Origin of the sequence: Pedobacter sp. MC2016-24 (assembly GCF_015223055.1) — a bacterium.
Taxonomy (GTDB): domain Bacteria; phylum Bacteroidota; class Bacteroidia; order Sphingobacteriales; family Sphingobacteriaceae; genus Pedobacter.
This window is the reverse complement of record NZ_JADFBX010000002.1, coordinates 387,627-412,346: the sequence shown is the minus strand read 5'-3', so window position 1 is coordinate 412,346 and position 24,720 is coordinate 387,627. Positions and strand designations below refer to the sequence as shown.

Annotated in this window: 16 protein-coding genes; 6 read left to right on the top strand and 10 right to left on the bottom strand. The window is 41.8% G+C overall.

The window, feature by feature from the left end:
* The first annotated feature begins 54 nt into the window (after positions 1-54).
* The gene (locus tag IM797_RS07350) at positions 55-1,869 is read left to right on the top strand and encodes a serine hydrolase (protein ID WP_194126459.1); all 1,815 of its coding nucleotides are present in this window, start codon (positions 55-57) and stop codon (positions 1,867-1,869) included.
* Positions 1,870-1,883: 14 nt separating this feature from the next.
* On the opposite strand, the gene IM797_RS07345 is transcribed toward IM797_RS07350, so the two are convergent.
* Positions 1,884-2,846, bottom strand: a complete 963-nt coding sequence (locus IM797_RS07345) for an isopenicillin N synthase family oxygenase (RefSeq protein WP_194126458.1) — start codon at positions 2,844-2,846, stop codon at positions 1,884-1,886.
* A 245-nt stretch (positions 2,847-3,091) separates the two neighbouring features.
* Between IM797_RS07345 and msrA the strand changes: the two genes are divergently transcribed.
* Positions 3,092-3,691, top strand: coding sequence for a peptide-methionine (S)-S-oxide reductase MsrA (gene msrA, locus IM797_RS07340; RefSeq protein ID WP_194126457.1), 600 nt, complete (start codon positions 3,092-3,094; stop codon positions 3,689-3,691).
* A 216-nt stretch (positions 3,692-3,907) separates the two neighbouring features.
* Here msrA and IM797_RS07335 read toward each other — a convergent pair whose 3' ends face one another.
* Entirely contained in the window at positions 3,908-5,194 is a 1,287-nt protein-coding gene (locus IM797_RS07335) for an SGNH/GDSL hydrolase family protein (protein ID WP_194126456.1), read from the bottom strand.
* A 17-nt stretch (positions 5,195-5,211) separates the two neighbouring features.
* Complete coding sequence (locus IM797_RS07330) at positions 5,212-6,417, bottom strand: OmpP1/FadL family transporter (protein ID WP_194126455.1); 1,206 nt, start codon at positions 6,415-6,417, stop codon at positions 5,212-5,214.
* A 326-nt stretch (positions 6,418-6,743) separates the two neighbouring features.
* Between IM797_RS07330 and IM797_RS07325 the strand changes: the two genes are divergently transcribed.
* Positions 6,744-7,376 carry an NAD(P)H-dependent oxidoreductase gene (locus IM797_RS07325; RefSeq protein WP_194126454.1) on the top strand — a complete coding sequence of 211 codons (633 nt, stop codon included), beginning with the start codon at positions 6,744-6,746 and terminating at the stop codon, positions 7,374-7,376.
* A gap of 163 nt (positions 7,377-7,539) precedes the next feature.
* Positions 7,540-10,269 (top strand): carboxypeptidase regulatory-like domain-containing protein, encoded by a 2,730-nt coding sequence (locus IM797_RS07320; RefSeq protein WP_194126453.1) that lies wholly within the window; start codon positions 7,540-7,542, stop codon positions 10,267-10,269.
* Positions 10,270-10,289: 20 nt separating this feature from the next.
* Here IM797_RS07320 and IM797_RS07315 read toward each other — a convergent pair whose 3' ends face one another.
* Positions 10,290-11,855 carry a PspC domain-containing protein gene (locus IM797_RS07315; RefSeq protein ID WP_194126452.1) on the bottom strand — a complete coding sequence of 522 codons (1,566 nt, stop codon included), beginning with the start codon at positions 11,853-11,855 and terminating at the stop codon, positions 10,290-10,292.
* Positions 11,852-12,184 carry a PadR family transcriptional regulator gene (locus IM797_RS07310; protein ID WP_194126451.1) on the bottom strand — a complete coding sequence of 111 codons (333 nt, stop codon included), beginning with the start codon at positions 12,182-12,184 and terminating at the stop codon, positions 11,852-11,854. The genes IM797_RS07315 and IM797_RS07310 overlap by 4 nt, the downstream gene beginning before the upstream one ends.
* Positions 12,185-12,489: 305 nt before the next feature.
* Here IM797_RS07310 and IM797_RS07305 point away from each other — a divergent pair, with 305 nt between their 5' ends.
* Positions 12,490-12,648, top strand: a complete 159-nt coding sequence (locus tag IM797_RS07305) for a hypothetical protein (RefSeq protein ID WP_194126450.1) — start codon at positions 12,490-12,492, stop codon at positions 12,646-12,648.
* A gap of 19 nt (positions 12,649-12,667) precedes the next feature.
* Here the strand turns inward: IM797_RS07305 and IM797_RS07300 are convergent, their stop codons facing one another.
* Positions 12,668-13,810, bottom strand: coding sequence for a putative sensor domain DACNV-containing protein (locus tag IM797_RS07300; RefSeq protein WP_194126449.1), 1,143 nt, complete (start codon positions 13,808-13,810; stop codon positions 12,668-12,670).
* Positions 13,811-13,831: 21 nt separating this feature from the next.
* The gene (locus IM797_RS07295) at positions 13,832-16,141 is read right to left on the bottom strand and encodes a TonB-dependent receptor (RefSeq protein ID WP_194126448.1); all 2,310 of its coding nucleotides are present in this window, start codon (positions 16,139-16,141) and stop codon (positions 13,832-13,834) included.
* A gap of 101 nt (positions 16,142-16,242) precedes the next feature.
* Between IM797_RS07295 and IM797_RS07290 the strand changes: the two genes are divergently transcribed.
* Positions 16,243-16,905, top strand: coding sequence for a metal-dependent transcriptional regulator (locus IM797_RS07290; RefSeq protein ID WP_194126447.1), 663 nt, complete (start codon positions 16,243-16,245; stop codon positions 16,903-16,905).
* 22 nt (positions 16,906-16,927) lie between these two features.
* On the opposite strand, the gene IM797_RS07285 is transcribed toward IM797_RS07290, so the two are convergent.
* The 3 genes from IM797_RS07285 to IM797_RS07275 all read right to left on the bottom strand — a co-directional run bounded on the left by IM797_RS07285 (position 16,928) and on the right by IM797_RS07275 (position 24,661).
* A complete protein-coding gene (locus IM797_RS07285) occupies positions 16,928-19,804 on the bottom strand; it encodes a glycosyl hydrolase (RefSeq protein ID WP_194126446.1) in 2,877 nt (958 codons plus the stop codon).
* Between the two features lie 119 nt (positions 19,805-19,923).
* Complete coding sequence (locus IM797_RS07280; protein ID WP_194126445.1) at positions 19,924-21,432, bottom strand: RagB/SusD family nutrient uptake outer membrane protein; 1,509 nt, start codon at positions 21,430-21,432, stop codon at positions 19,924-19,926.
* 31 nt (positions 21,433-21,463) lie between these two features.
* Entirely contained in the window at positions 21,464-24,661 is a 3,198-nt protein-coding gene (locus IM797_RS07275; protein WP_194126444.1) for a TonB-dependent receptor, read from the bottom strand.
* Positions 24,662-24,720 lie beyond the last annotated feature (59 nt).

Below are 24,720 nucleotides of genomic sequence, written 5' to 3'. Positions count from 1 at the left end.
AACGATCAAAATACGTTTACAATAAGCAAAAGCTTATTACAAGGCACAAAACATATGAGAAAAAATCGCTTATCGGGCATCATCAGCATCAGTCTTCTTGCTTTATTCACTTTCAATGCCTGCGCGCAGGAACATCAAAGAAATGAGCAAACGGTAGCCATTCTAAACAACATCAGCAACAATACAGTATTACTCAACAACCAGGGCAATATACTTCCGCTGAGTAACCTGGATAAAAAAAACATAGCATCGGTCAACCTCGGATTTCCACAGCAAAGCGTATTTGACAGCCTGTTGAGCAAATACACTAAAATCACCACCTTCTCCGCCAGCAATTACCAGGGCACACCAACACTTAACGACCTTGAAGATGATCTGAAATATTTCAATACCATTGTGGTTGCCATACCTTCAGCAGCAAGCAGCGATTTAAGAACAGTCAACTTCATCCTCAACCTGGCCAAAAGTAAACAGGTCATCCTTACGATATTTGGCGAAGGAAAATCTGTTGCAGCATTTGATGCCTTACAATCGCCCATTTTATGGACCGACCAAATTACACCTTTGGCTGCATCCGTTTTACCACAAATCATTTTTGGCGGCATAGGCCTGAATGCCAAATTACCAGTTACCCTTTCTCCAAAATACAGCGCCGGCACTGGCTTTAGCACCACTGCCAGCCGTTTCAAATACACGCTACCGGAGGATGCAGGCGTTAATTCCGACAACCTTAAAGAAATTGATAACATTGCCAACGAAGCCATCCGTGCCCAGGCCGCCCCAGGAATCGTTGTTTTTGTGGCCAAAGACGGCAAAGTTATTTTTAATAAAGGTTATGGCCACCACACCTATGAAAATGGAATTTCAGAAAATGTAGCTGATATATTTGACCTGGCCTCTTTAACTAAAACAACAGCAACTACACCAACAGTGATGCGACTGTACGAGCAGCACAAACTCAACCTGGACACCAATATTGGGGCTTATATACCAAAAGCCAGAACATCACCCATGAATGAGATTAAAGTTCGGGAAGTGATGTTGCACCAGGCGGGTTTCATTCCTTACATCCCATTCCACAATTTTATCAAAACAGGCGATTATAGCCGGGATTCCAGCACCGCCTACCCTACCAAAGTTGCCGACAACTATTTCATCAAAAAAGATTACTTCAAAGATGTGATGTGGCCAAAAATGCTCAGTTCTCCAATCAAAACCAGGGGACAATATGTATATAGCGACATCAGCATGTACGTGATGAAAGATATTGTAGAACGTATCAGTGGCATCCCCTTAAACCAATATGTGCTGGACAATTTTTATACGCCATTAGGCATGCAAACTGCAGGCTTTTTACCGAGAGACCGTTTCGCAAAAGATAAGATCGTACCTACAGAACAAGACACTTACTTCCGGAAAACTTTACTTCAGGGCTATGTGCATGACCAGGGTGCGGCACTTGCGGGAGGCGTTTCCGGGCATGCCGGACTCTTTGCCAGCGCCAATGACGTAGGTATTCTATACCAAATGTTGTTAAACAGGGGAACCTATGGTGGGCAGGAATACTTCAAGCCGGAAACTGTGGATATGTTTACCGCCAAGCAATCCAATGTAAGCAGACGCGGACTGGGCTTTGACCGTTGGGATCCCGACCTGACTAAAAAATATCCGTCAGAACTGGCTTCTGCGCAAACCTATGGACATACCGGTTATACTGGCACCTGCGTATGGGTTGATCCAGCCAGAGGTCTGGTTTACGTATTTTTATCCAACAGGGTTTACCCAACAGTAACCGATAAACTGAGCAATTTAAAAATCCGTGGCAGAATACAGGATGCCATCATAAAAGCAATAGAAAAGGGGCTTTAAAAGCCCCTTTTTCACTATTTTTTCAAACCAATTTCTCTTAATCTTTCGTCCAGATACTCCCCTGCTGTCATGTCAGTATAAGCCTTTGGATGTTCCTCATCGATACAGGAATCCAGGCTGGTTAAATCCATATCACTTCTTGGGTGTAAAAAGAACGGAACGGAGAACCTTGAAGTTTTCATCAGTTCACGAGGTGGATTAACCACACGGTGCGTAGTTGATTTCAATTTGTTATTCGTTAACCGCTGTAACATATCGCCTACATTAACTACGATATCAGTATGGTGTGCTTTAATTGGCAACCACTCGTTGCTACGTGTCAAAACCTCTAAACCATCGGCACTGGCACCAATCAACAAGGTGATCAGGTTGATGTCTTCATGTGCGCCGGCACGTACCGCATCGTCAGGCAAAGCATCTGGATTTTCAATTGGAAAATAATGAATTCCCCTCAAAATCGAATTGCCATTGTGCACCTGCTTATCAAAATAGTCGATAGGCAAGTTCAGGTAAGTGGCAATGGCGCGCAGCAAGTGTGTACCATTACTTTCTAAACGCTGATAAATTTCGCGGGTTACTTCATTAAAGCCGGGAATCTCTTCCAGAAATTCATTATCAGGATATTGACTTTTAATCGGATCACCATCCGTAACTTCCTGACCAATTTGCCAGAATTCTTTTAAATCGGCTGTTTTAGCGCCCTTTGCAGTTTCCTTACCCGGACTGGTATAGCCCCTTTGTCCGGCCAATTCAACTTTTTCATATTTCTTTTTTTGCTCAGGTGATAAACCAAAGGCAGCCTGTATATTTTTATAAAGCTGATCAATCAATTCCTGACTAACCCCGTGATTGGTGATGGTTACAAAACCGGAGTCGTTAAAAGCACGACCCAGTTCGTCTGAGAATTTTTTACGCTGTTCTTCATTTCCATTGATGTATGAACCAAGATCCAGACAAGGAATATAAGGTGTGGACATAATATTTTATTTATGAGTAATAACAGTTAAATTTAAGAAAGTATTGTTAATAAACATCAAAAGCTGGATTTTTATACATCGAAAACACTAATCAACAAGACTTTAAGTTATTAACAGCCAGACCGGCGAGTTGTAAAATTATCACCTATTTGTAAAGTTAGCCCCCAACTTTAATCTGTAGAAACTATCTGCACATTAGTTGCGTACTTTATATAGGGAAATAAATCCCTTTAGATTTTAACATCATGAAGCTATTGTCATTAATGGTCATCGTCCTTTTATCGGTAGGCAGTGTAAATGCCCAACCTAAAAAACTGCAGAAAGCAACTTTTGGAATGGGTTGCTTTTGGTGTTCGGAAGCGTTATTTCAGCAACTTAAAGGCGTTAATGCCGTCAAATCAGGATATGAAGGTGGCACCGTTGCCAGGCCTTCTTATGAAGATGTATGCACAGGCACAACAGGGCATGCTGAAGTTATTGAGGTCACTTATGATCCCGCAGTTATTAAGTATGAAGAATTACTGGAGGTATTCTGGAAAAGTCATGATCCAACTACATTAAACAGGCAAGGTGCCGACGTTGGCACTCAGTACCGTTCCGTTGTTTTCTACCACAATGACGAGCAAAAACTGCTCGCAGAAAAATACAAAAAAACCCTGAATGATGCGAAAGCATTTAATAAGCCAATTGTTACAGAGATTACCAAAGCCAGTCCGTTCTATGTAGCAGAAAATTACCATCAGGATTATTTTAATAAAAACGGCAGCGAACCCTATTGTAAAATGGTGATTTTACCCAAAATGGAAAAATTGGAAAAACTGTTTAAAGATAAATTGAAGCACTAAACGGTCGGGCTTAGTCTGAATTCCTTCGGAGCTTCGTCTGTTATCGTCCTAAAAAAGCCCTTTTCTCCGAAGAAGGTCAGAAGCAGGTCAGAAGAAAGTCGGAAGAAGCTAGCCAGGAAAGCCCAAAAGGCAACTCTACTTATATAAAAAACAGGCCCTGGAAGAAAACTTCCAGGGCCTGTTTGATGGTCACCAAACCGGTCTAAACGGCCAGTCTTAAGGGAACTTAACTCCCCTGTAATTCGTTACGTCAACTGTTGGAATACTTGAACCGTATTTGCTATTGATTGCATTAATAAACGCGTTAGCAGTGATTGCATAACCAAGTGGTGTCAAATGGATGCCATCTAAAGAAAACAGATTTCCTTTGATAAAATCGGCATTTACAAATACACCATTTACCCATTTACCGGCACCATATTCATTAAGCAAGGCATAAGCATCTACGATAGCCAGGCCTTTTGCGTTGGCAATACTTTTAATGCTTGCATTATAAGAGCTGATGTAATCATTAACCACAACGATCTCTGCCGGATCTAATACATATTTGCTTTCAACCGGATTGCGTGGGTCTAAACCATAAGGCTGCAAAGCAGCATTCGGTTTCCCCATTACACCATCAGAACTTAATGGCAAAGTAAATTTATCTGCAGCAGTGGCTGCCCTTACTGCACCAGTACCTGTTTGAATATAAATGGTGGTGACACTAGCTCCTGCAGGTGTAGCATTAATTGCAGCCAATAAAGTTTTTAGAGTTACCGTATTGAAATAAGCGACTTTAGTTACGTCTGGAATGGTAGCAACAACACCTTTGGCTCCATTGGAAGTAAGCTTATCTGTTACCTGTTGGTAAAGCGCAGTAAATGTAGCTTTTGGCGTAGGTGCAGCACCTGTTGCTCCGGCAGTAGCATAGCCTAAAACATCATTATTACCTAACCAGTTGCTAAAAAAAGTAAATGGTTTGGCCGTTACAAAATCCAGATACTTGGTATCCAAAGTAGCATCAGTTAACAACCGTTCATAATAAGGGTTAGCTCTACCATAGCCAGCTACCTGAGCATATAGAAGCTGAATTCCAGGAACACCGTAATTATTGATTTCACCAGTATACCTGATTAAAAAATTAACTCCGCCTACTTGTGCACGTACCGCCAGGTTAGAAGTTTCAGGAGCAATAGTTGGAACATTATTGGTTAGGGCAGTTAATTTAAGATAACCACTTCCATTTGCTTTATCAGCAGGGAAGAAAGGTGTAGCAAAATCGCCACCGCCTACAGTTTTCATTTGATTGGCGATCATTAACGGAAAGGAGTTCTGTTGTCCTTCCAGGTATAAACCTCCATCTGCAAAGCCCGAGGTAAGGGAGTTACCAATAGCAATGTAACGCGAAAAATCTGCACTGCCTTTACTCGGTTTTACTTCCGAATCAATGGTTGGCTTGCAGGCTGCCATACCAAGAATGGCAAGGACAAATGCACTTTTGTAAAAATATGTTGGTTTCATGATGTTTCTGTTGAGGATTAGAATTTATAAGATAATGCCATTCCAGGAATGTAAGCAACGGTTTTAAACGTTCCGCTTAAGCCCGACTCGATATTGGTTTCTGTCCTGGCTTTTACATTTTCGTATAGGAAAGAAAAGTCGATGTTAAAACGCGCACTAGGTTTTAAACCAATACCAGCGCTCAAAAGTACACGGTCGGCATCAGGAACCTCTGGGGTTACATAACCTGTACCTACCGGACTAAGCGCGTAGCCTGCTCCTGCCCTTAAGGTTAAGAAAGAAGTCGTTTCATTCTGGATACCCACGCGGAAAGTAGCTGCATCATGGTAGTTACGGGCAGAAGGCGTAGAGGTATTGTTATTGTAATAAAAAGTCAGGTCTTTATAAGCATGCCACCAAACCCAGTTTACATCAAGCGCAATGGTTGTCTTTTCTGATGGATAAAAGCCGAAACCAACAGTACTGGTAGCAGGCAAAGGTAAGGTAGCATCAAAGCTACTAGGTAAAGATGGTTGAACAGAAGCTGGTGCATTGAAGAAATTGGCTTCGCCGCCTTCAACTTTGGCCGTTACTTGTGAACGGTGGGTAACACCGATAGACACACCTGAAATGGTTTTGATAAAAATACCTGCATTCCAGCCAAAGTCTTTAGAGTCACCTTTCAGCTGCGCGGTAGTTTGTTGGCCGTTATTACTGTATGGCAATGCTTTTTTCAGATCTACATGTCCCAACGCATATACTAAACCACCACCAATACCTACATTATCGCTGATTTTTAAGCTCAAAGTAGGTTGGATATAAATAGCACGTAAGTCCAGCGAGGTTACCGTGTACTTACCGGTCCAGTTCTCTTGCCAGTGCATCGCACCACCAAATGGAGTATACACCCCCAAACCAAACCTTAACCTATTCTCTGGCGATCCGAACACTGCGTAAGCCGCAAAAGGCGTTGGTATTTTATTCTTGTTATATTCTGTAACATTAGATCCGCTTGCGTTGAAAGCTGTTTTCAACATAATGGCATGTGCTCCTGCCTGTACGCCGTTTTGCTTCAAAAAGGAAATCGCCCCCGGGTTAAAAAATACGGATGCTTCATCCAATGCCACTCCGGCACCAGCACCACCCATGGCAGTTTGCTTTTGTCCCTGAAGATTGACCTGAAAGGATTGTGAAAATCCCAGAACAGGTACTGCCAGTAAAAAACTGAGTAGAATCTTTTTCATTTGGTTGTTGTTTTTGTTTAAAGATGATTTCTAATCATGAAGTTTTAATGAATTGCTTTAACTCATGACGATTTCGTTATTTGGTTAGTAATTTATTTTGCCTGCATATTATCTCTAGTAACAATAATAGCCTTGCTATGTTTTATCTAATATAAGAACTATGCATGCATAACAAAGAAACGATTTTTCATTTAAAAGTCAAATGCTAAATAATAATTCTTTCAGACTGAATAACATAAGTACATTTGCTAACACTGTTATCTTTTTCATCATTAGAATGAGGAATGTGATTTGACAGCTTAATTTAAAATTTAAGAATAAGATATATGAGTTTAATTGAAGCCCTGAACTGGCGCTATGCAACTAAAAAAATGAATGGCAATAAAGTGCCTCAAGAGAAAGTAGATCAGATTGTTGCGGCAGCGCACCTGGCTCCTACTTCTTCAGGTTTACAACCATTTAAAGTAATTGTGGTAACTAACCCTGAGCTGAAAGAAAAAATAAAAGCGGTAGCTTATGGTCAATCTCAGGTTACTGATTCTTCGCATTTACTGATTTTCGCCGCCTGGGATAATTATACCGAGGAACGCATCAGGGCGGTATTTGCACGTACCAATGCAGAGCGCGGCGTACCAGATTCTGCGACTGCAGATTATGTAAATACTTTGTTAGGTATGTATTTAAACAGAACAGCAGATGAGAATTTTCATCACGCGGCAAAACAAGCATATATCGGTTTTGGTGTAGCACTGGCCGAAGCAGCTTTGTTAAAAGTTGACGCAACGCCTATGGAAGGCTTTGAAGCTGGTAAATTAGATGAATTGCTTGGCCTGGATAAATTGGGTTTACGCAGTACTACGATTATGCCTTTAGGTTACAGAGATGAAGCCGGAGATTGGTTGGTAAATTTGAAAAAAGTACGTACACCTTTGAATGATTTTGTAATCGAATTTAAATAGCATTTAAATTCCGGGAAACGTGCAAAAAGAGCGGCTGATCAAAAACCATGATCAGCCGCTCTTTTTGTTTCAACTGTCAAAAAATGTTAAAGCCTTGTTACATTTAACCTATTCACTTTATAAATGAATATATTAGCGCTGTTAACAGCATATATTCATATTGATGAAATTTATAAACTACGTAATTGCCCTTATATTGCTCTCCACAACAGTTCACCTGTCTTCCCTTGCTCAGCAACAGGATAGTGTTGTTTTAGACAATATCCTTAAAAAGACCAAAAAACTAAGTGATGAACGGCCTGTAGAAAAAGTGTATGTCCATTTCGACAAGCCTTATTATAGCGTAGCAGATACCATCTGGTTTAAAGCATATTTAACGATGGAGCAAAATCTCCCATCGCAACTGAGCAAAATTGTGTACCTGGACGTGATCAACGCCAAAGATTCGTTAATCACCACCATTAAATTACCAGCTACCAATGGTGTAGCTTATGGCAATATCCCGCTTACCCTGGGCACTTATCAGCAAGGCAATTATTTCATCAAGGCTTATACCCAATGGATGCTTAATTTCGGAGAGGATTTCTTTTTCAGTAAAACCATTCCTGTAGGTGAAGCTATAGATAAACAACTCCTCACCAATTTCAAATACAGTACCACAGAAACAGATAAAACTCAGGTTATTGATGCGATTGTCCAATATAAAAATGCTGATAATGTGGTTCAGGCTGGTAAAACTGTAAACTGGCGTGTACTCTCCAATTATGATGTGGTGGCAAAGGGAAAAGGGACCACAGACGCCAGCGGCATTGTAAGGATTAAGATAGATCCACGTAAAAACGAAAAAATCACAACTGGAGAACTGATTACAGACATCAGTCTAAATGACAAAGATTTCATTTCATCTGCTTTTAAACTGAAACCGGTTTCTTCTGCGGCCAATGACGTACAGTTTTTTCCTGAAGGTGGTGAAATCATTGAAGGTTTGGCTTCGCGCGTAGCATTCAAAGCCATCAATGGCAAAGGTGCAAGCGTAGACATTAAGGGTACGATAAGCGATAATTCAGGAACAAAAGTGGCCGACTTCAGTTCAACCCACCTGGGCATGGGCTCCCTGTACCTGAATGCAGAACCTGGAAAAACCTATAAAGCCAATGTGACCTTTAACAATGGTGCCACCAAAAGCTTTGATTTACCAAAAGCACAGGCCAGTGGTATTGTAGCCCAGGTAAACAACACAGATTCTTTGGCTTTCAATTTGAAAATCATTGCCAATGATCCTTACTATACTGCCAACAAAGGCAAAACACTATTTATCGTAGCCACTCATGAAGCCCTGATCTACTATGCAGCTAAAACTAAATTGAACAACCAGGTTACTGCGGCAAGAATTCCGAAAGACAAATTTCCGGCGGGTATTGTACAAATCACCCTGTTCAATGAAGCAGGCGAGCCAATCAGCGAGCGCCTGGCCTTCAATTACCAGCCCAGCGCTTTAAAACTTTCACTTAAATCTGACCTTCCAAGTTACAAACAACGTCAGAAAGTAAAACTTTCCGTACTGGCTAAAAATGCGGCTGTAAATGCTGAAGGTAACTTCTCCGTTTCGGTGATTGACGAACAGAAAGTACCGGTAAATGAAAATTCAGAGATCACCATACTCAGTTCTTTACTGTTAACTTCTGATTTGAAAGGTTACGTAGAACAACCCAATTATTATTTCAACAAAACGAATGAAAAGAAACTGGCCGATCTGGATGTATTGTTATTAACCCAGGGATTCCGCCGTTTTGCTTATAAAGATATCCTGGCTGCGAAATTCCCACCCGTGACGTTCCTACCTGAACAGGACATGCGCATCACCGGAACTTTGAGGGACCGCACAGGTATGCCAGTAAGAAAAGGTGGTTTACGCTTAACTGTACCTGGGACCACCATATCTGCAGAAACCTTAACAAGCCCTTCAGGAATATTTGCATTTACCAATCTGAATATCCCGGACTCATCTGAAGTGACCATCAACGCAAAATACAGTGCCAATGGTTCCAACCTGATGATCATTGTTGATCCACAACCTGCACCACAACTGACACGCAACATCTACAGTCCGGATGAAGTGGTGAATATTGATAGTGCCATGGCGCCTTACCTGAACAACAGCAAGAGACAATATAGCTTTCTACGCACACTGAAAGAGGTAAAAATTGAGAGTGCCAAACCTAAAAAGCCAAGCCATGCCGATTATCCGGCTTTATCTGGCTTAAGCTCAATCATGAGTACTACAATTGAAGGAGAACGCTTTAGTGGCTGTAACATGTTTGCCATGTGTTTACAGAGCATGGCTACAGGACTAACTTTTTATGAAAATGCTTTTTATGTAACGCGTGACTACAATGCTGGTAGCCGAGTTCCTGTTCAGATCTTTTTGAATGGAATGCCTATTGATTATTTTGGCCTTTCAGGTGTAAATTCAGCTGAGGTAGAGTCGGTAGAGGTGTTTACGAAGGATGAATTGGGCACCGTAAACCGGATGTACAATACCAATGGTGTATTGGTAATCAATTTGAAAAAAGCGCCTAAAGGCACCAAATTGAGTATGGAAGAGTTTAAAAAATTAATTCCTCAGCCAAATGTTATTAAATTCTCGCCCAAAGGCTTTGCCAAGCAGCGTGAGTTTTATGCACCTAAATACGTAAACCCGGCAGCGACTTACAATTTCAACGACCTGCGCAGTACGATTTACTGGAATCCTAAAGTGGTTACTACTGCAGATGGCGCACTTTCTTTAGAATATTATAATGCAGATGGTAAAGGAACTTATCGCGCTGTTATTGAAGGGGTAGACAAGAACGGAAATATTGGCCGTTATGTCTACCGCTATACTGTCAAATAATTTAAACTATCCGGGAAGGATTAGTGTTCTTCCTGATCTTTCCCGGGTTTTTCGTATTTACATTTCAGGCCGTTCTCGGTCATGATCCATTCCACGAAAGGCTCATTTTCTTTTTCTTCTACCTGCTCGCAATCCCATGAGCGATAACTACTCAGGTATTGGTTCAGCTTTTTAGATATGATTAAACTGGTTCCTACAGGCATCTTAACCGTTAGGGTTACTTCCTGATTTCTCCATTTTGTTCGTTGGTCCATGTGTGGTTTAGAACTAAATTTAAGGACAGAATCCTGTTGCAAAAAGTCGTACTTGATGGCCTGGGCATTGCTCAGCGCATCGCCAAAAGTTTTTCCGTTGGCTCCCATGGTTTGTACCACAGCATATTTTCCATCCAGGCTTTTCTCAATACGGATATTCACATTGTCTGGCTCCTGAAAAGGACGGTCGTCATCATCTAAAATGACACGGCCTTTATGTGTGCCTGCTATTTGGTAGGTGATGCTGTCCTGATGGCTAAATGTTTTGTAATTATCCAGCTCCAGCGAATAGGTCTGGTATGCCTTTAATGGATTAACCTGGGTAATTTCAGTATGCTCCTTAAAATCAGAAACTGTTTTAGCAACCATATAAGCTGTACTGCCTATCGCAAAAAGCCAGATAATCAAAAGGCCAAATGAAACGCTACGGTGTACCGGCCGGCCATTAAAAGCCACCCTTATCGAAAATAGAATCAGGGCCAGCAATGGTACGGCAATCAGGGTAAAGCCCGAGAGCAATAGCCAGGGTACATAGCTATCATTCACCATACTTAAAGGAAAAATCTCATTGGTTGCGGTATCAAATACACCAAAGAAAACTGCCCCGGTCATGATGGCGGAAACCAGCATTACGCCACACATAAATATGATAAAGCCTGCGGTGATTTTTAAAATCACTTTTCCGGTACCACCAAGGAAGTTGCCTGTCACGCTAAGGAATTCGCTGATAAATGTTCCGGACTGCTTGAAGAGATGGTGATTTTCCAGCTCTTCCTGAAAATTGCGGATAAAGCCCTGTAAATTCACAGCTTCACCTTTCATGTACATTTTCTCTGAACGGGTCTGTGCACGGGGTATGATGATCCAGGTAACCAGGTAAGCCAATATACCGGCGCCACCTGCAAGTATGCTGAGTAAAGCAATCAGTCTGATCCACCGGGCCTCTATATCCAGGTAATGTCCCAACCCTGCACAAACACCAGCTACCATCCCGTTATCGATATCGCGGTATAAACGTTTAACACCTGGGGTATGTGGTGGTACAAATTGTTCTGGTTCATCCTCACTGGATTCAAAATCTTTTACCGTTCCCATCTGCGTAATGATCTGTTGTACATCATTAATGCCTATGGCTTGCTTTTGCTGACCGGTTAAAATTTCCCTGAACATTTCTGCAATGCGGTTTTCAATATCGGTTACAATTTCAAAATCGTCTGCGTTACGGGCAAAATGCGCTTTGATGTCATTCAGGTAAATCGTCAATGCTTCGTAGGCATCTTCTTCAATATGAATGATGGAATTGCCTATATTTATATTTAATGTTTTTTTCATTTCTTGGTTTGTTTAGAGGTTTCAATTGCATAGGATAATTCCTGCCAGGTGGTGTCCAGTTGCTGCACCATCGTGCTGCCCAGTTCTGTAATCACATAATATTTACGTGGCGGTCCGGAAGTGGACTCTACCCAGTTGTAACTCAGTAGTCCATTATTCTTTAACCGGGTAAGCAAAGGATATAAAGTCCCTTCCACAACCAATAACCTGGCTTGTTTCAATTCCGCGATAATATCAGATGCATAGATCTCTCCACGTGATATTATAAGCAGCACACAGTATTCCAGTATGCCCTTTCGCATTTGTGTTTGCGTATTTTCTGCTATCATAAAACAAAGTTATGTGTTTTATATAGTAATATGCAATACATAGTACTGTATTAAATTCAAAAACACATGTAATGCATTGATAATGAGTTAGATTATTTTATATACAATAAAAAAATAGCTTTATGCTAAAAAAAGGACATGTTGTGGAGCTGGGCCACAACAACTGGTTAAGAATGAGGACAATTGCAACAATAATATAGACAAACAATGTGCAAAACGTAAGTTATTAACATTTTAACAAAGTTGGCATATTTTGGCTTGGGGTTTGTATTGGAATAAATATCGTCTATCAAAAACATCTACCTATGTTAATGAAACTAAGTTCTATATCTCCTACATTTGCCAGGCAAAAAGCGGAGAAGGTTGAAAGACCACTAACAAGGCAAGAGTGGATCAAAGCAGATCGCATTGTAATTGCATTGTTGTTTGCAGCAACCATCGTTGCCGCGATCATTTTTTCTTAATAATTTGAATTATACAGGCTTATAATAACAAAGTATCAATGCGGTGAGCCTGAACACGTTGCTGCATTTCAGACCAGGTATATATAGTAAAATGCCCATCCTGAGAAGCCACCAAAGCTGTTGCATCACGCTGGTCATGAACAAATTGCGCTGCAGAAAGATGTCGGGTACCCCCCACTTTAGCCGGATGCATGACTACAGCTGTACCCCCTACTATGGGTTCTGAAAAAGACAATTCATCGATGTTCTCTTTACCTTTAGCCCGACCGATTTTAGCGCCAAAAGCGAGCAACTCATAATCGTTGCTGATGATCGTTGCGCCATCCACAGCCGTTAATCCAGCGAGATGTTCAACTTCTCTTTTCAGTGCAGTTTGCCAGAAAATCTGACTGGCTTCTTTCCTGTCTTGCTGTAACAATTTAGAGAGCCCGCTAAAAGCTGGTTGAATACCATACTGTATTGGTTTAATGATAGACTGCAGCCAGTTTTTGCTTTCATTTGATACCACCAGCAAAGTACCGCCTCTGCCATGTGCACGCATGGAAACCGCAAGCTGAATCATCACATTTACAGAATCATTCCAATAGGAAGGCGCGGTTAAATCCAGCAGAGAGAGTAACATAGGCGGACAATCCGGAAGGGTTGTATTGTGCCCGTCAACCATTTTTACCTGGTCGCCCTTCAACACGGCAATATTTGTAAATTTTCCAAATCCGTAGATACGGCGGTGTTTAATCACCAGCAATGCAGGTTCAGAAACATCCACCACAAAACAGAAATTGGGTATACTTACCGTAGTTCCCCAAATGTACAACTCTCCTTCATCGCTCCAGATCCCCAGATGTATTCCTGCCCGCTCGATCCCCGGTGCAAGTTTGGTTAAAGAGCCGGGATTTAAAGGCAACCGCTGTTTGAACAACAAGGGATTTCCGGCCTGTGCAGGTGGCAGAAATGCGAGTGAAATTTTAGGGGAATGCCCTTCTTCTTTACGCAAACTGGCCCAAAAAGTTGCATCAATAATGGTTTCAACCACATGCGCGGTAGGCAGTGGCGCCAGATCTTCTTCCCCACTTTCCCTGGCAGTAGACAAATGCTGTGCAAAAATAGCCTCCACTTTTGGGGCAATAAGCTTGGCTGCCTGATAGGTTGTGCGGTAGATCATGCTATAAAGTTACTATATAATTTACATAGGCACTATCATTTTAAAGCTAAAATTCCGACCAATGTTATAAATTCCGCTCTTGCCATTTGGACTGGAATTGTAATACTCAAAATACTTAAGCCGGTTTAAATTACTTTGATAGGCCAGATTAAACAGGTTATCACCCTGGATAAACAAGTCAAATATCCTCCGCTGTTTTTTATTATTACAGGTAAAACCAGCACCAGCATTGATCAGGGTATACCCAGCAGTGCGGGTTTCCGTATCGTCTAAAGCATAAAAACGATTCTGTGCAGCATAAGCATCAGCTTCAAGTTTAAAGTATGGTTTACTAAATTTACCCTTTGCTTGCTGGATGCTAATTTTAAATTCTGACCTGAAATGCAATGGAGGCAATAAAGGCAGGTATTGTTCTCCGGTTTTACCGCTCACGTAAGCCAGGCTATTGTTGAAACTGAACCATTTCAAATGATCTGGATGAATGTTTAAGCTGAATTCTGCGCCATACAAACGGGCTTTGGATTGCTGATATTGATAGGTGAGGTTTCCTGGCACAACGACCACGGGATCGCCATTTTCGTCAGCCAGCCTGGCCTGGTAGATGTAATTCTGAATGTTGTTGTTGAAGAGTTCTACACTAATGTCAAGATTTTTGAGGTAGGCGATAAAGCCAACGTCTTGTTGTAAATTAAACTCAGGTACAAAATTCCGGTTTCCCAGGTATACTATATGTGCACCCGGATCTAAACCATTTGAGCCGATCTCGGTGATGTTTGGTGCCCTGTACCCCCTGGCCAGATTGGCTTTTACCAGTAACCGCTCGGTGATGTTATAAGTCAGGCCCAGACTTCCTGAAATGCCTTTATAATTGTGATTGAAGGCGGGGAATTGTAAATCTGCCATAGCAGTTTCCGCTCCGGTTGCTCTTTTTCCAAATCCGGTTACCGGATTTTGTCCGACATAGAAATCATTCCAATTGACATTGCGGTGATCGAAACGGAGCCCACCCGATAAGTCTATTTTTCCAAAACTCTTTTTGGCGAACAAAAAGCCTCCGATATCGAATAAATTATAGTCAGGGATCGGAAAATCTGTCGCATTCTTACTTTTGTTCTGCTGATACATTCCGCTTACACCCACCGTGGCTTCCAGACCATTAAATTCTGGCAAATTGTATTTGGTATCAAAATTCAAAGAATTCAAAACCACATACAATCCGGGCTGCACAGGCAGCGTAGGATGGTTATACTCCCGTCGTACGCTCTGTTGGCCACCAAGCAATACATCTATTGTACCCTCACCGATTTTAAGCTGACTGGTATTGTACAGACGATAATGCTGAATGTGCTGGTGTAAGGGGATAATCTGGTAGGACTTCAATTCAGCATCGCTTACCAGTGGGCGGTTCTTAATGTCATCACCACCGTCCAGAATTTGTTTGGTAAATCTACGGGTTAAAGAATCTCTGCTGCCGTCCGGAATTTCCTGAAGGTTGTTGTAAATGTTTCCCGCAATCTTGGTGTGTCCCCATTTCTTGTTCACCTGTGCACTGGCAGAAAAGTTATATTCTTTAAACCCGGTGCCATAAACGATGCCATCAATATGATTACGGTAACTGTGCGCTTGTTTACGGGTACCACGGATCAGGTATTTCCAATCATTTTTTACATAGCCCAATCCCAAAGACGTACCAAACATCCCATTGTTGCTTTGATAATCCTGGGTAAGATCACCTTTAAACCCATCTTGTGGAAATGCAGGTACATAAGGGATCATGTTGATAACACCAGCTACTGCGTCAGATCCATAAGTTAAACTTGCCGGTCCTTTAACCACTTCTACCCTGCCAATACCATATTGGTCAATTTCAATACCATGCTCATCGCCCCATTGCTGCCCCTCCTGTCGCAACCCATCATATAAGGTAAGTACCCGGTTGTATCCCAGACCGCGGATAAAGGGTTTGGAAATGTTGGGTCCAGTGGTTACAGCACTCACCCCCGGAACACCTTTCACAATCGCATCAATCAAATTGCTGTTCACTTGCTGATCCATGCTGGCCCTTGACAGTACCGCTATCGGAACCGGACTTTTTCTAAGTACTGTGCTACGGCTTACACCTGTTACCACAACCTCGTTCAGATTGGATTCATTTCTAATGTCGTGCTCAACATCCCTTACAGGCGTAATACGCTTTGTAGTGGTGTCTTTTACTGCATCCTTAGCTTTCTCCCTGGTTTGCGCTAAAAGTGTATAAAAAGGAAACAACAGCAACAAGATCAGTACGCTGCATTTTATCTTATGAAAAGTAAATGGTAATGGATAGCTCATATTTTAGTCTGTCTAATTCAATTAACAACAATGCAAAACTATAAAAGTTAGACTTACCTAACAAATATAATTTGATATTTATTATTTCTTATATTTGCGACATGCTATCTTATACTGAAGAAAACTATTTAAAGGCCTTATTGATGCTGAGCTTTCAAAATGAAACACGTCCAGAGGCTGGTACCAACGAAATGGCAGCACATTTGGGGGTAAAACCAGCTACAGCAACTGACATGCTAAAAAAGCTAAAAGAAAAAAACCTGGTGACTTACCAAAAATATGGTAAGATTTTACTGACCGAAGAGGGCAAGAAAAACGGGATTACGATTTTGAGGAAACATCGGCTATGGGAAACCTTTTTATACGAAAAGCTTGATTTCAGTTGGGATGAAGTACATGAAGTGGCCGAACAGCTGGAGCACATACAGTCGCCAAAACTAGTTAATAAGTTAGATGAGTTTTTGGGCTTTCCAGAATTTGACCCGCACGGTGACCCCATTCCTAAAGCCAACGGGGAAATGCCTTCTTTTGAAAAAACTTTATTATCAGAACTTACAGCAGGAGAAACGGGTAAAGTTACGGCTGTAAAAGATACTTCGACGTTATTTTTACAATACCTGGAGAAACTAAACATCACTATTGGCACCAATATTAAAGTATTGGAGTTGATTGATTTTGACGGCTCCTTAAATATTCAAATAGAAAACGCCCCTAACCGGAGCGTTTCTATGAAATTTGCAGGCAGCTTATACGTTAAACGCTAAGCTACCTGCATTCGCATTGCAATTAAGGCAATACCTGTGGATTCGTATATTTGATACCTGTTAAAGTAACCGGGCTGGTTAATCCGGATGCTTTAGGGCTCCACTTTTCTGCTGAGAATTTACCATCTGTACCACGGTTTTCCGGCAAATGGGCAGGCATATTGATGTTATAAAACTTTTTCCATGGCATATGGTTCTGATCCATGTAAATGATGCGGTTGGCCATGGAGTTCGAAACTTCTACTTCAAGGATATTTTCTTCGCCAAACAGCTCTGCCGGGATTTCAAATTTATATTCTGGTCCGATTGCTGTACCGATCACTTTGCCATTTAACCTGACATTCACACTTTCCTGTGCATTACCCAGGTCAAGTTGCCAGGCGTCAACCTTGCCAACCGGCTTTTTAACCGAAATGGTATATTTAGCTGTGCCAGAGAAGTTTTTGGCATTGGGATCATTAAATTCTGTCCAGGAACTCAGTTTAGTGGTTTTAGTTGAGGCAGGGAGTACAGGTCCACCTTTGATGAACTGCACATCCCAGGTACCTTTAACTTCCTGTGGTTTAGTGACCATTTTTGCATATGGATAAACAGAACCTTGCTGCTGCTCAGATGAAGTCTGAAGAATACAACTCTCGCCAGGAGAGAGCTGTACATAAACTTTGGTTCCTCCATCACTGTTGTTTAACACAGATGCGTAACCCGTTTGCTCGGTCATCGGGTTAAACACGGCTACAGATCTGGCTGCTGCTTGGATGCTGATCCAGCCATCAATAGCCTTTCCAGTGCTGTTTACGACGAAGTAATTCATGCCTTTATCATATTTCCGTCTGGTGACTTCGAAACCCTGATCTACCATAGTTTCTCTCGCTACGCCAGCAAAGCTCAGGGCTTTATCCATGTCATCGCTTAGCACAAATGCACCCTTTCCAATAGCAGCACGTTTTACGCCGCTAACCTGTGTGTCGTTAAATGTAAGTTGAGCCAGCATCGCATTAAAAGTCTTTCTACGCTGCTCCAAATCTCTTAATCCAGAAATATCCTTCGGTGCTTTTTTAAATAAGATGATGTTGGCTCCATCTTTAGCCAATTCAAACAGTTTTTGAAAAGTTTCGAGCGGAATATATTCAGGTGCGGGAACCACGACGGTCTGGTAAGTTATACCACCAGTAGCAATCAATTTATCTTGTGAGGAAGTTTGCAAAATCTGGCGATCTGAGATAAAATCGAAGCCATAGCCTTTGCTTTGCAAGGCAGCAGCTCCTTCTTCCAACACAGTGCCTTTAAATCCATGATCTATACCATCAAAGTGCTGTAAAAGCGATTTTCCAGGCTTAGAAAAAGTATCGTAAATAGGCAGATACAGCAAAACATCATTATTTGGTTTTCCTTGTTGCATGAAAGACTGTACATGCGCCACGTAATTGTTCAACTTGGCAAAGTCCGCCCAAAAAGTATTATTTGGCGTAAAATGCACGGCAGCGTAGAACAACCAGCCTGGCCAGGCCGCTTCCTGTGGCGTATAATTCACACCGTGGTAAAAGGTATGGTTTACCCCACCCAGCAAAAATATGTCCATGCGTTTTTTTACATCGCCCAGTTTAGAGAGAAAATGCTCGTTTTCCCAGGTTGCTGACTCAGACGAGATCAACGCTTTACCGGTAACATTGGCTGCGGAAGAGGCAAACTTAATTCTAAAAATATCGGTTCCCTCGATTTCCGGAATATCGGTAGCCGCATAAAGATCCAGAATATTGGCTGGTGAGCCATGTGCCTGGTTCCGGATCAAAGCACCCCGGTCTTTAGCCCAGGAATGCCATGTTTTGGTATAATTATCGAGTAACAGATCGGAAATGGTTTCGCGGTAATCGCATAGTACACGTTTATCCAGGTCGCTTTCCATTTTACCAAACAATGCTGGCAGGTAATCTTTCAGCTCATAACCCCTGCGTTTTCTAAATTCTTCAAAAAACAGGGGTGTCCAGCTGGCCTCACCGCTGGCATCATCAACTTCATAAGAATCATTAAAGAATGAACGGATTTTACTCAGGTCACTGCCTTTAAAAGCTTCATCAAAGTGTTTCAGGTAATTGCTGGTTGCCTGGTGTGAAAAATGGTCGATGGCATAGCCTTCCCCCCCCGGTCCGGCACGCTCTACCATCTTGCCATGCCAGCCTTCAAAAACAGCATATAAAGTCCAGTTTCCTGCTGGTGCTTTCCAATTGAGTTTGCCATCTGCAGTAACTTTAGTGGTCAAGTCTAATTTCGAGCCTTGATCCGAATAAGCGATTAAAGCCTGAAGAGGTAATGGTTTTTGAAAACGCACCTGGTCGAAGGCATGCAGTTGAAGATTGGGATTGGATGCGATAGGCTCTTTCAATTTAGAAATATCGATCTTCTCTCCTTCTACCCGAACAATTGGCGCCTGAATGAATTCAATTTTTTCAGTGAGCTGTGCTCCGGATTTGAGTTGATAGATTTTATGTGCTACGTATTTACTGGCATCTTCATTGGTAACCCAGGGACCGCCAAAGGGCCATCCAGAGGCCATAGCCATATCAATCCCCAAACCTAATCTTTGTCCTTCAGATAAGGTGAATTTAAGCATATCAACCCATTTTGGGGAGAGGAAATCAATGAATTGCTTTTCGGAACCTTTCACGCCGTAAATGGGGGTGATCTCTAATCCGCCCAATCCTACTTTCTGATATTCCTCCATCATCCAGGTTAAGCCTTTAGGGCTAACGGCACTTCCCTGCCACCACCAGCGTGCCCAGGGTTTATTCTGTTGGGTAATTTGTGGCCATTTTGGTTTACTAATTTGTGCCGATACATCGGAATTCAGAACAGAGGCGCTTAGAAACGCCGCAACAAAAGCTTGTTGTAATCGTTTGTTCATAGTTTATAATTTGGTTTATTTGTGACGGTTGTATTGAAAGCGTTTTTTTAAAAGCAAATAAGCCTGTACAAATAGGAATTTGCACAGGCTCTTGTATTTAATTGAAAGATCGGTTCATCTTAATATCCGGCATTTTGGGAGTATAAGCCTACTTTAACGTCAAGCTGACTTTGTGGAACCGGATAGATGATGTAGTTTTTATTGAAGGGCTGCATCTGGTGTTTCACGTCGTCTGCAGTGATCCAGGCAGGCATAATGGTTTCGATCTGCCCACTACGTACCAGGTCATGCCAGCGCAAACCTTCACCCACAAATTCTTTTCTGCGTTCTTCCATCAACTGAGCAAGGGTTACATTGCTTTTATTGCCTGCTAAGCCGGCTCTTACACGTACCTTGTTCACCACAGCATCCACATCCGTAGCCGTTGAGCCCGCAGCGCCATGCAATACACACTCTGCTTTCATCAACAACACATCGGTGTAGCGGATCACGATGAAGTTGATCGGCCAATCTGTTCTTGATGCCGGAACCTTAGTTACATCTACATATTTTACAATAAAGGACTGGGTTTCGGTAGCGCCTTTAGGAATGGTATAGCCAGTCTTAATTGCAAAAGTTTTCCGGATATCATTAGCCTCAAAAGAATTTAACAAGTTGTTAGATACCGGGCGTATTTGCAATCCACCCTGAGTGGCAATGCCTAGAGACTGGAAATAACCATCAGGTACCAGTACCCATGGAAAAGTTGCACCTACTTGTGGGTTAAAACCAGTAGCATATTCTACGTTAAAAACCACTTCTTTGTTGTTTTCATTGGCATATCCAAAGATGCTGCTGTAATTATCGATAAAAGAATATTGGTTGCTGCTGATCACTTCATTTAACAAAGTAACTGCCTGGTCCCATTCGTTTAATCCCAATCCCGGGCCTTCAATGCCATAGGTTGGCGAAGAACGTGTCATATAAACCAGGGCCAGTAATGATTTTGCGGCATATTTGGTCGCCCGGCCTTTATCTGCAACTGCATATTCAGATGCCATCGGTAAATTGTCACCTGCAAATTTCAAATCGGAAATGATCAGTTGATAAACATCAGCAACAGGACTTCTTGGGATAGTTAAAGCTTCGGCAGCAAGTACGGCGTGATCTGTTAACGGCACTTTACCATAAGTACGTACCAGGTCAAAATAATAAAAAGCCCTTAAAAATTTAGCCTGTGCCTCATAACGTTTTCTAGTCAAATCATCAGGTAAAATACTGCCATTTTTTACAAGTTGTTCAATCATGGTATTGGCCCTCATGATTCCGTTGAAATCTTTTGCCCAAGCCTCTTCTATGCTGGCATTCGCAGCAATCGTTTTTTGGAAACTGTTGATACCTTCCCAATCGCGTACACCACCTTCCGAGGCTGCATATAAATTGTCTGAACGGGTCTCTGATAAATTCATCAACCGATCCGGGAAAGTACGCAGGTCGTTATAAATGGCATTGTTCCCTTGTAAAAAATCGTTTGGCGTAGTAAAATAAGTATCTATGGTATTGTTAGATATGGATTGTTGATTCAGTTCTTTTTTACAAGAGACAGTGAATATCGCAGCTCCCAATAAGGTATATAGTATTTTTTTCATCTCTTTATGATTTAATGTTGATGACTACGTGTTAAAATGTAAAGTTCAATCCCAGGATTAAAGATTTAGGCAAAGGCAACCCACCATAATCTCCTGCTTCCGGGAATTCAGTACTACCACTCAGGTTTGTATTGGTTGCCTCTGGATTGAACCCTCCTTTATAGCTGTCGTGTCCAAAGAAATTTTCTGCTGTCATGTAAACTCTTGCACCTTTGATGGCTTTAGTTTTGAATTGTTTACCTAAGTCATAACCCAGTGTAATATTGCGCACGCGGAAATAGTTAGAAGAATATAACCAGTCGGTATTTTTAATACGTCCGAAAGTTGAATACGCTTTACCTACTTCTCCAGCACCCGGGTCAGCTTCTGAACGCCAGCGATCTCTGTAAAAACCTAAAGCATTGTCTGGCACACCTTGTCCGGTTCTACCTAAAGCACGACCAAGTAGGGAGTAAATAGAACCACCAGTCTGGCCTTGAACAAGTACGCTCAGGTCAAATCCTTTGTATTTAAAAGTATTGGTCATACCATAAGTCCAGGTCGGATTTGGTTTACCTAAAATCTGACGGTCATTGGCGTCAATCACACCATCGCCATTGAAATCTACATATTTTGGATCACCAACCGTCTGACTACCAAATAGGGCTGCTTTATTGGCGATATCCTGAGCAGTCAAAATTCCATCTTGTTGAACCACATAAATGCTATACATGGGCAAGCCAACTTTTAAAATGCTATGCGAAATATCGAAACTGGAAGGAATTAAAATCTGATCCTGACCAGGAGCCAATGAAATTAATTTATTGGCGTTATGACTGGCATTTAAAGATGTTGTCCATTGAAAATCGCCAGTTAAGTTACGGGTAGTCAATTCAAATTCTAATCCTTTATTACTTACACTCCCAGTATTACTCAATTGCGTTGGAAACGCGGTTATAGCTGCAATTGGAACGTTTAACAACAAGTCGCTACTCACTTTACTATAATAATCTACAGATCCGGTAATGCGGTTGTCAAACAAACCATAATCTAAACCAATACTTTTTGTTTTAGATTTTTCCCATCCTAAATTGGGATTAGCCAGATTACCCAATGCCTGACCAAAAGCGACAACATTGTTGAAGGTATAGTTGCTAGCTCCCAATAGGCCCAATGCACTATAATCTCCAATACTGTAATTACCCGCAACGCCGTAACTCACCCGCAATTTCAAATCACTAATTTGTGGTATCGCTTTCATGAAGCCCTCCTCAGAAATTCTCCATCCTGCTGATGCAGAAGGGAACCAGCCATACTTATTAGTATAACCAAAGCGGGACGAACCATCTCGCCTCATACTGGCCGACAACAAGTATTTACTTTTATACGCGTATTGAGCACGTCCGAAAAAGGAAACCAGGTTATTCAAACCTTCATAGGTACTCGCAGCAATATTTGCAGCAGCATTTAAAGTAGTAATACCACTTACACCAAAACCACCTACAGATGACATCGAGCTACTTTCTAATTTAAAAGAGTTGTAGGCCTGCCCCAATAAGATTGATAAATCATGATCTTTATTGATCACCTTGTTATAAGACAAAGTATTCTCATTTACAAAAGTCCTTTTTCTATAGGTGTTGTATGAACCAGAAGTACCCAGGTTAGGTGTGGTAGTACGCGTGCTTAAAGAACCAGTAATGGTATAGGGCACATAACTTTTTGAAGAGTTATCTGTATTGTCTAAGTTAACTGTTGTTTTAAAGGTCAGGTCTTTTAAAATATCATAAGATGCATAAATGGTACCTAATGTCCTGAATTTTTTAGTGGTACCAATATTGTAAGTCAATTTAGCCAGTGGATCATTGGTAGAAACACCCCAGATATATTGCGCATTATTAAATACATTTACACCTCCGGCTTCGTTTTCCTGTATTGGAGACATAGACAGCAACTGGTGTAGAATATTATCTTTTCCTTCTACACCCGGATCATTAGTAATGGAATAAGTAGGCGTAATGTTTAAACCAAATTTCAATTTATCATTAGCCTTTACTTCGACATTAGCCCTCGCTGAGTAAGCCTCGTAACCCACCCCTTTCACTATACCATCCTGATTGACATAGTTACCGGAAATATAATAGTTTACAATGTCAGTTGCACCACTGGCACTCAACTGATAATTTTGGGTAATACCTGTTCTAAAGGTTTCATCCTGCCAGTCGATCACTTTTAAACCACCATAATTAGGCTGAGCCCAACGGTCGTCCAGCATAAAACCAGCGTTAATTTGTCCTGCAGCTAATCCCAATATGGTGCGACGCTGTTCGGTAGTCTGACTGGCCGTTCTGCCAGCGCCAGAGGCCACCCATTGGGCATTGATCATTTCTGTAGCCCGGTCGATCCATTCCGCACCATTTAGCATGTCGAGTTTTTTACTGCGCTGTACGGTACCAGCATAGGTATTCAAGGTAATGCTAGGTTTACCAGTTTTACCTCTTTTTGTGGTAATTAAGACCACTCCGTTTGCTGCACGTGACCCGTAAATTGCAGCTGCAGAAGCATCTTTCAATACCTGAATAGATTCAATATCGTTCGGATTGATGTTATCTAAAGGATTTCCCGTAGCAAAGTTACCAGAACCATTCACGATATCACCACCCAAAGGGAAACCATCCAAGACATATAAAGGTTCAGCACCTGCTGATATGGAATTTGTCCCCCTCACCTGCACGGTAAATCCTTTACCTGGAGTTCCATTAGTTTGTTTTACAGAAACACCGGCCATTTGCCCAACCAAAGCCTGGTCAACACGCACAATCGGACGTTCTTCCAGCTGATCGGCCTTAAAAGTAGCCATGGCTCCGGTAACATTCGATTTTTTCTGAGTTCCGTAACCAATCACAACAACTTCGTCCAGCTTGTTATTCTCCTCAGCCAGTTTCACGTTGATGGGGCCGGATTTAAGCACGGGAATTTCTTGCGTAGCATAGCTTAAATATTGATAAACCAAGGTTGCTCCCACAGTAGTCTTAATGGCGTACTGACCGTTACCGTCGGTTGCAACAGCTTGTGTTGTCCCTTTCACCTTTACAGACACTGCAGGCATCGGCAAGCCCTTTTCATCTGTAACCTTGCCAGTTACATTTACGCTTTCCTGAGCGTAAGCAGCCTGAAAGAAAAAGAGAGAGAGAATCGCTAATAGCGGCATGATTTTGCCGCCGCAGTACTTAAATGTTGTTTTCAGCATAATGACCCGTTTTTATATTGGTTTTTTAAAACTAAAGGATATTTATAGGAAAGGCATCC

What these genes read in the sequence shown, in the direction of transcription:
- IM797_RS07295 (WP_194126448.1), bottom strand. Translation starts at nt 16,141, where the DNA reads ATGAGCTATCCATTACCATTTACTTTTCATAAGATAAAATGCAGCGTA.
- IM797_RS07275 (WP_194126444.1), bottom strand. Translation starts at nt 24,661, where the DNA reads ATGCTGAAAACAACATTTAAGTACTGCGGCGGCAAAATCATGCCGCTA.
- IM797_RS07335 (WP_194126456.1), bottom strand. Translation starts at nt 5,194, where the DNA reads ATGAAACCAACATATTTTTACAAAAGTGCATTTGTCCTTGCCATTCTT.
- IM797_RS07325 (WP_194126454.1), top strand. Translation starts at nt 6,744, where the DNA reads ATGAGTTTAATTGAAGCCCTGAACTGGCGCTATGCAACTAAAAAAATG.
- IM797_RS07330 (WP_194126455.1), bottom strand. Translation starts at nt 6,417, where the DNA reads ATGAAAAAGATTCTACTCAGTTTTTTACTGGCAGTACCTGTTCTGGGA.
- IM797_RS07320 (WP_194126453.1), top strand. Translation starts at nt 7,540, where the DNA reads ATGAAATTTATAAACTACGTAATTGCCCTTATATTGCTCTCCACAACA.
- IM797_RS07280 (WP_194126445.1), bottom strand. Translation starts at nt 21,432, where the DNA reads ATGAAAAAAATACTATATACCTTATTGGGAGCTGCGATATTCACTGTC.
- IM797_RS07345 (WP_194126458.1), bottom strand. Translation starts at nt 2,846, where the DNA reads ATGTCCACACCTTATATTCCTTGTCTGGATCTTGGTTCATACATCAAT.
- IM797_RS07290 (WP_194126447.1), top strand. Translation starts at nt 16,243, where the DNA reads ATGCTATCTTATACTGAAGAAAACTATTTAAAGGCCTTATTGATGCTG.
- IM797_RS07305 (WP_194126450.1), top strand. Translation starts at nt 12,490, where the DNA reads ATGTTAATGAAACTAAGTTCTATATCTCCTACATTTGCCAGGCAAAAA.
- msrA (WP_194126457.1), top strand. Translation starts at nt 3,092, where the DNA reads ATGAAGCTATTGTCATTAATGGTCATCGTCCTTTTATCGGTAGGCAGT.
- IM797_RS07285 (WP_194126446.1), bottom strand. Translation starts at nt 19,804, where the DNA reads ATGAACAAACGATTACAACAAGCTTTTGTTGCGGCGTTTCTAAGCGCC.
- IM797_RS07310 (WP_194126451.1), bottom strand. Translation starts at nt 12,184, where the DNA reads ATGATAGCAGAAAATACGCAAACACAAATGCGAAAGGGCATACTGGAA.
- IM797_RS07315 (WP_194126452.1), bottom strand. Translation starts at nt 11,855, where the DNA reads ATGAAAAAAACATTAAATATAAATATAGGCAATTCCATCATTCATATT.
- IM797_RS07350 (WP_194126459.1), top strand. Translation starts at nt 55, where the DNA reads ATGAGAAAAAATCGCTTATCGGGCATCATCAGCATCAGTCTTCTTGCT.
- IM797_RS07300 (WP_194126449.1), bottom strand. Translation starts at nt 13,810, where the DNA reads ATGATCTACCGCACAACCTATCAGGCAGCCAAGCTTATTGCCCCAAAA.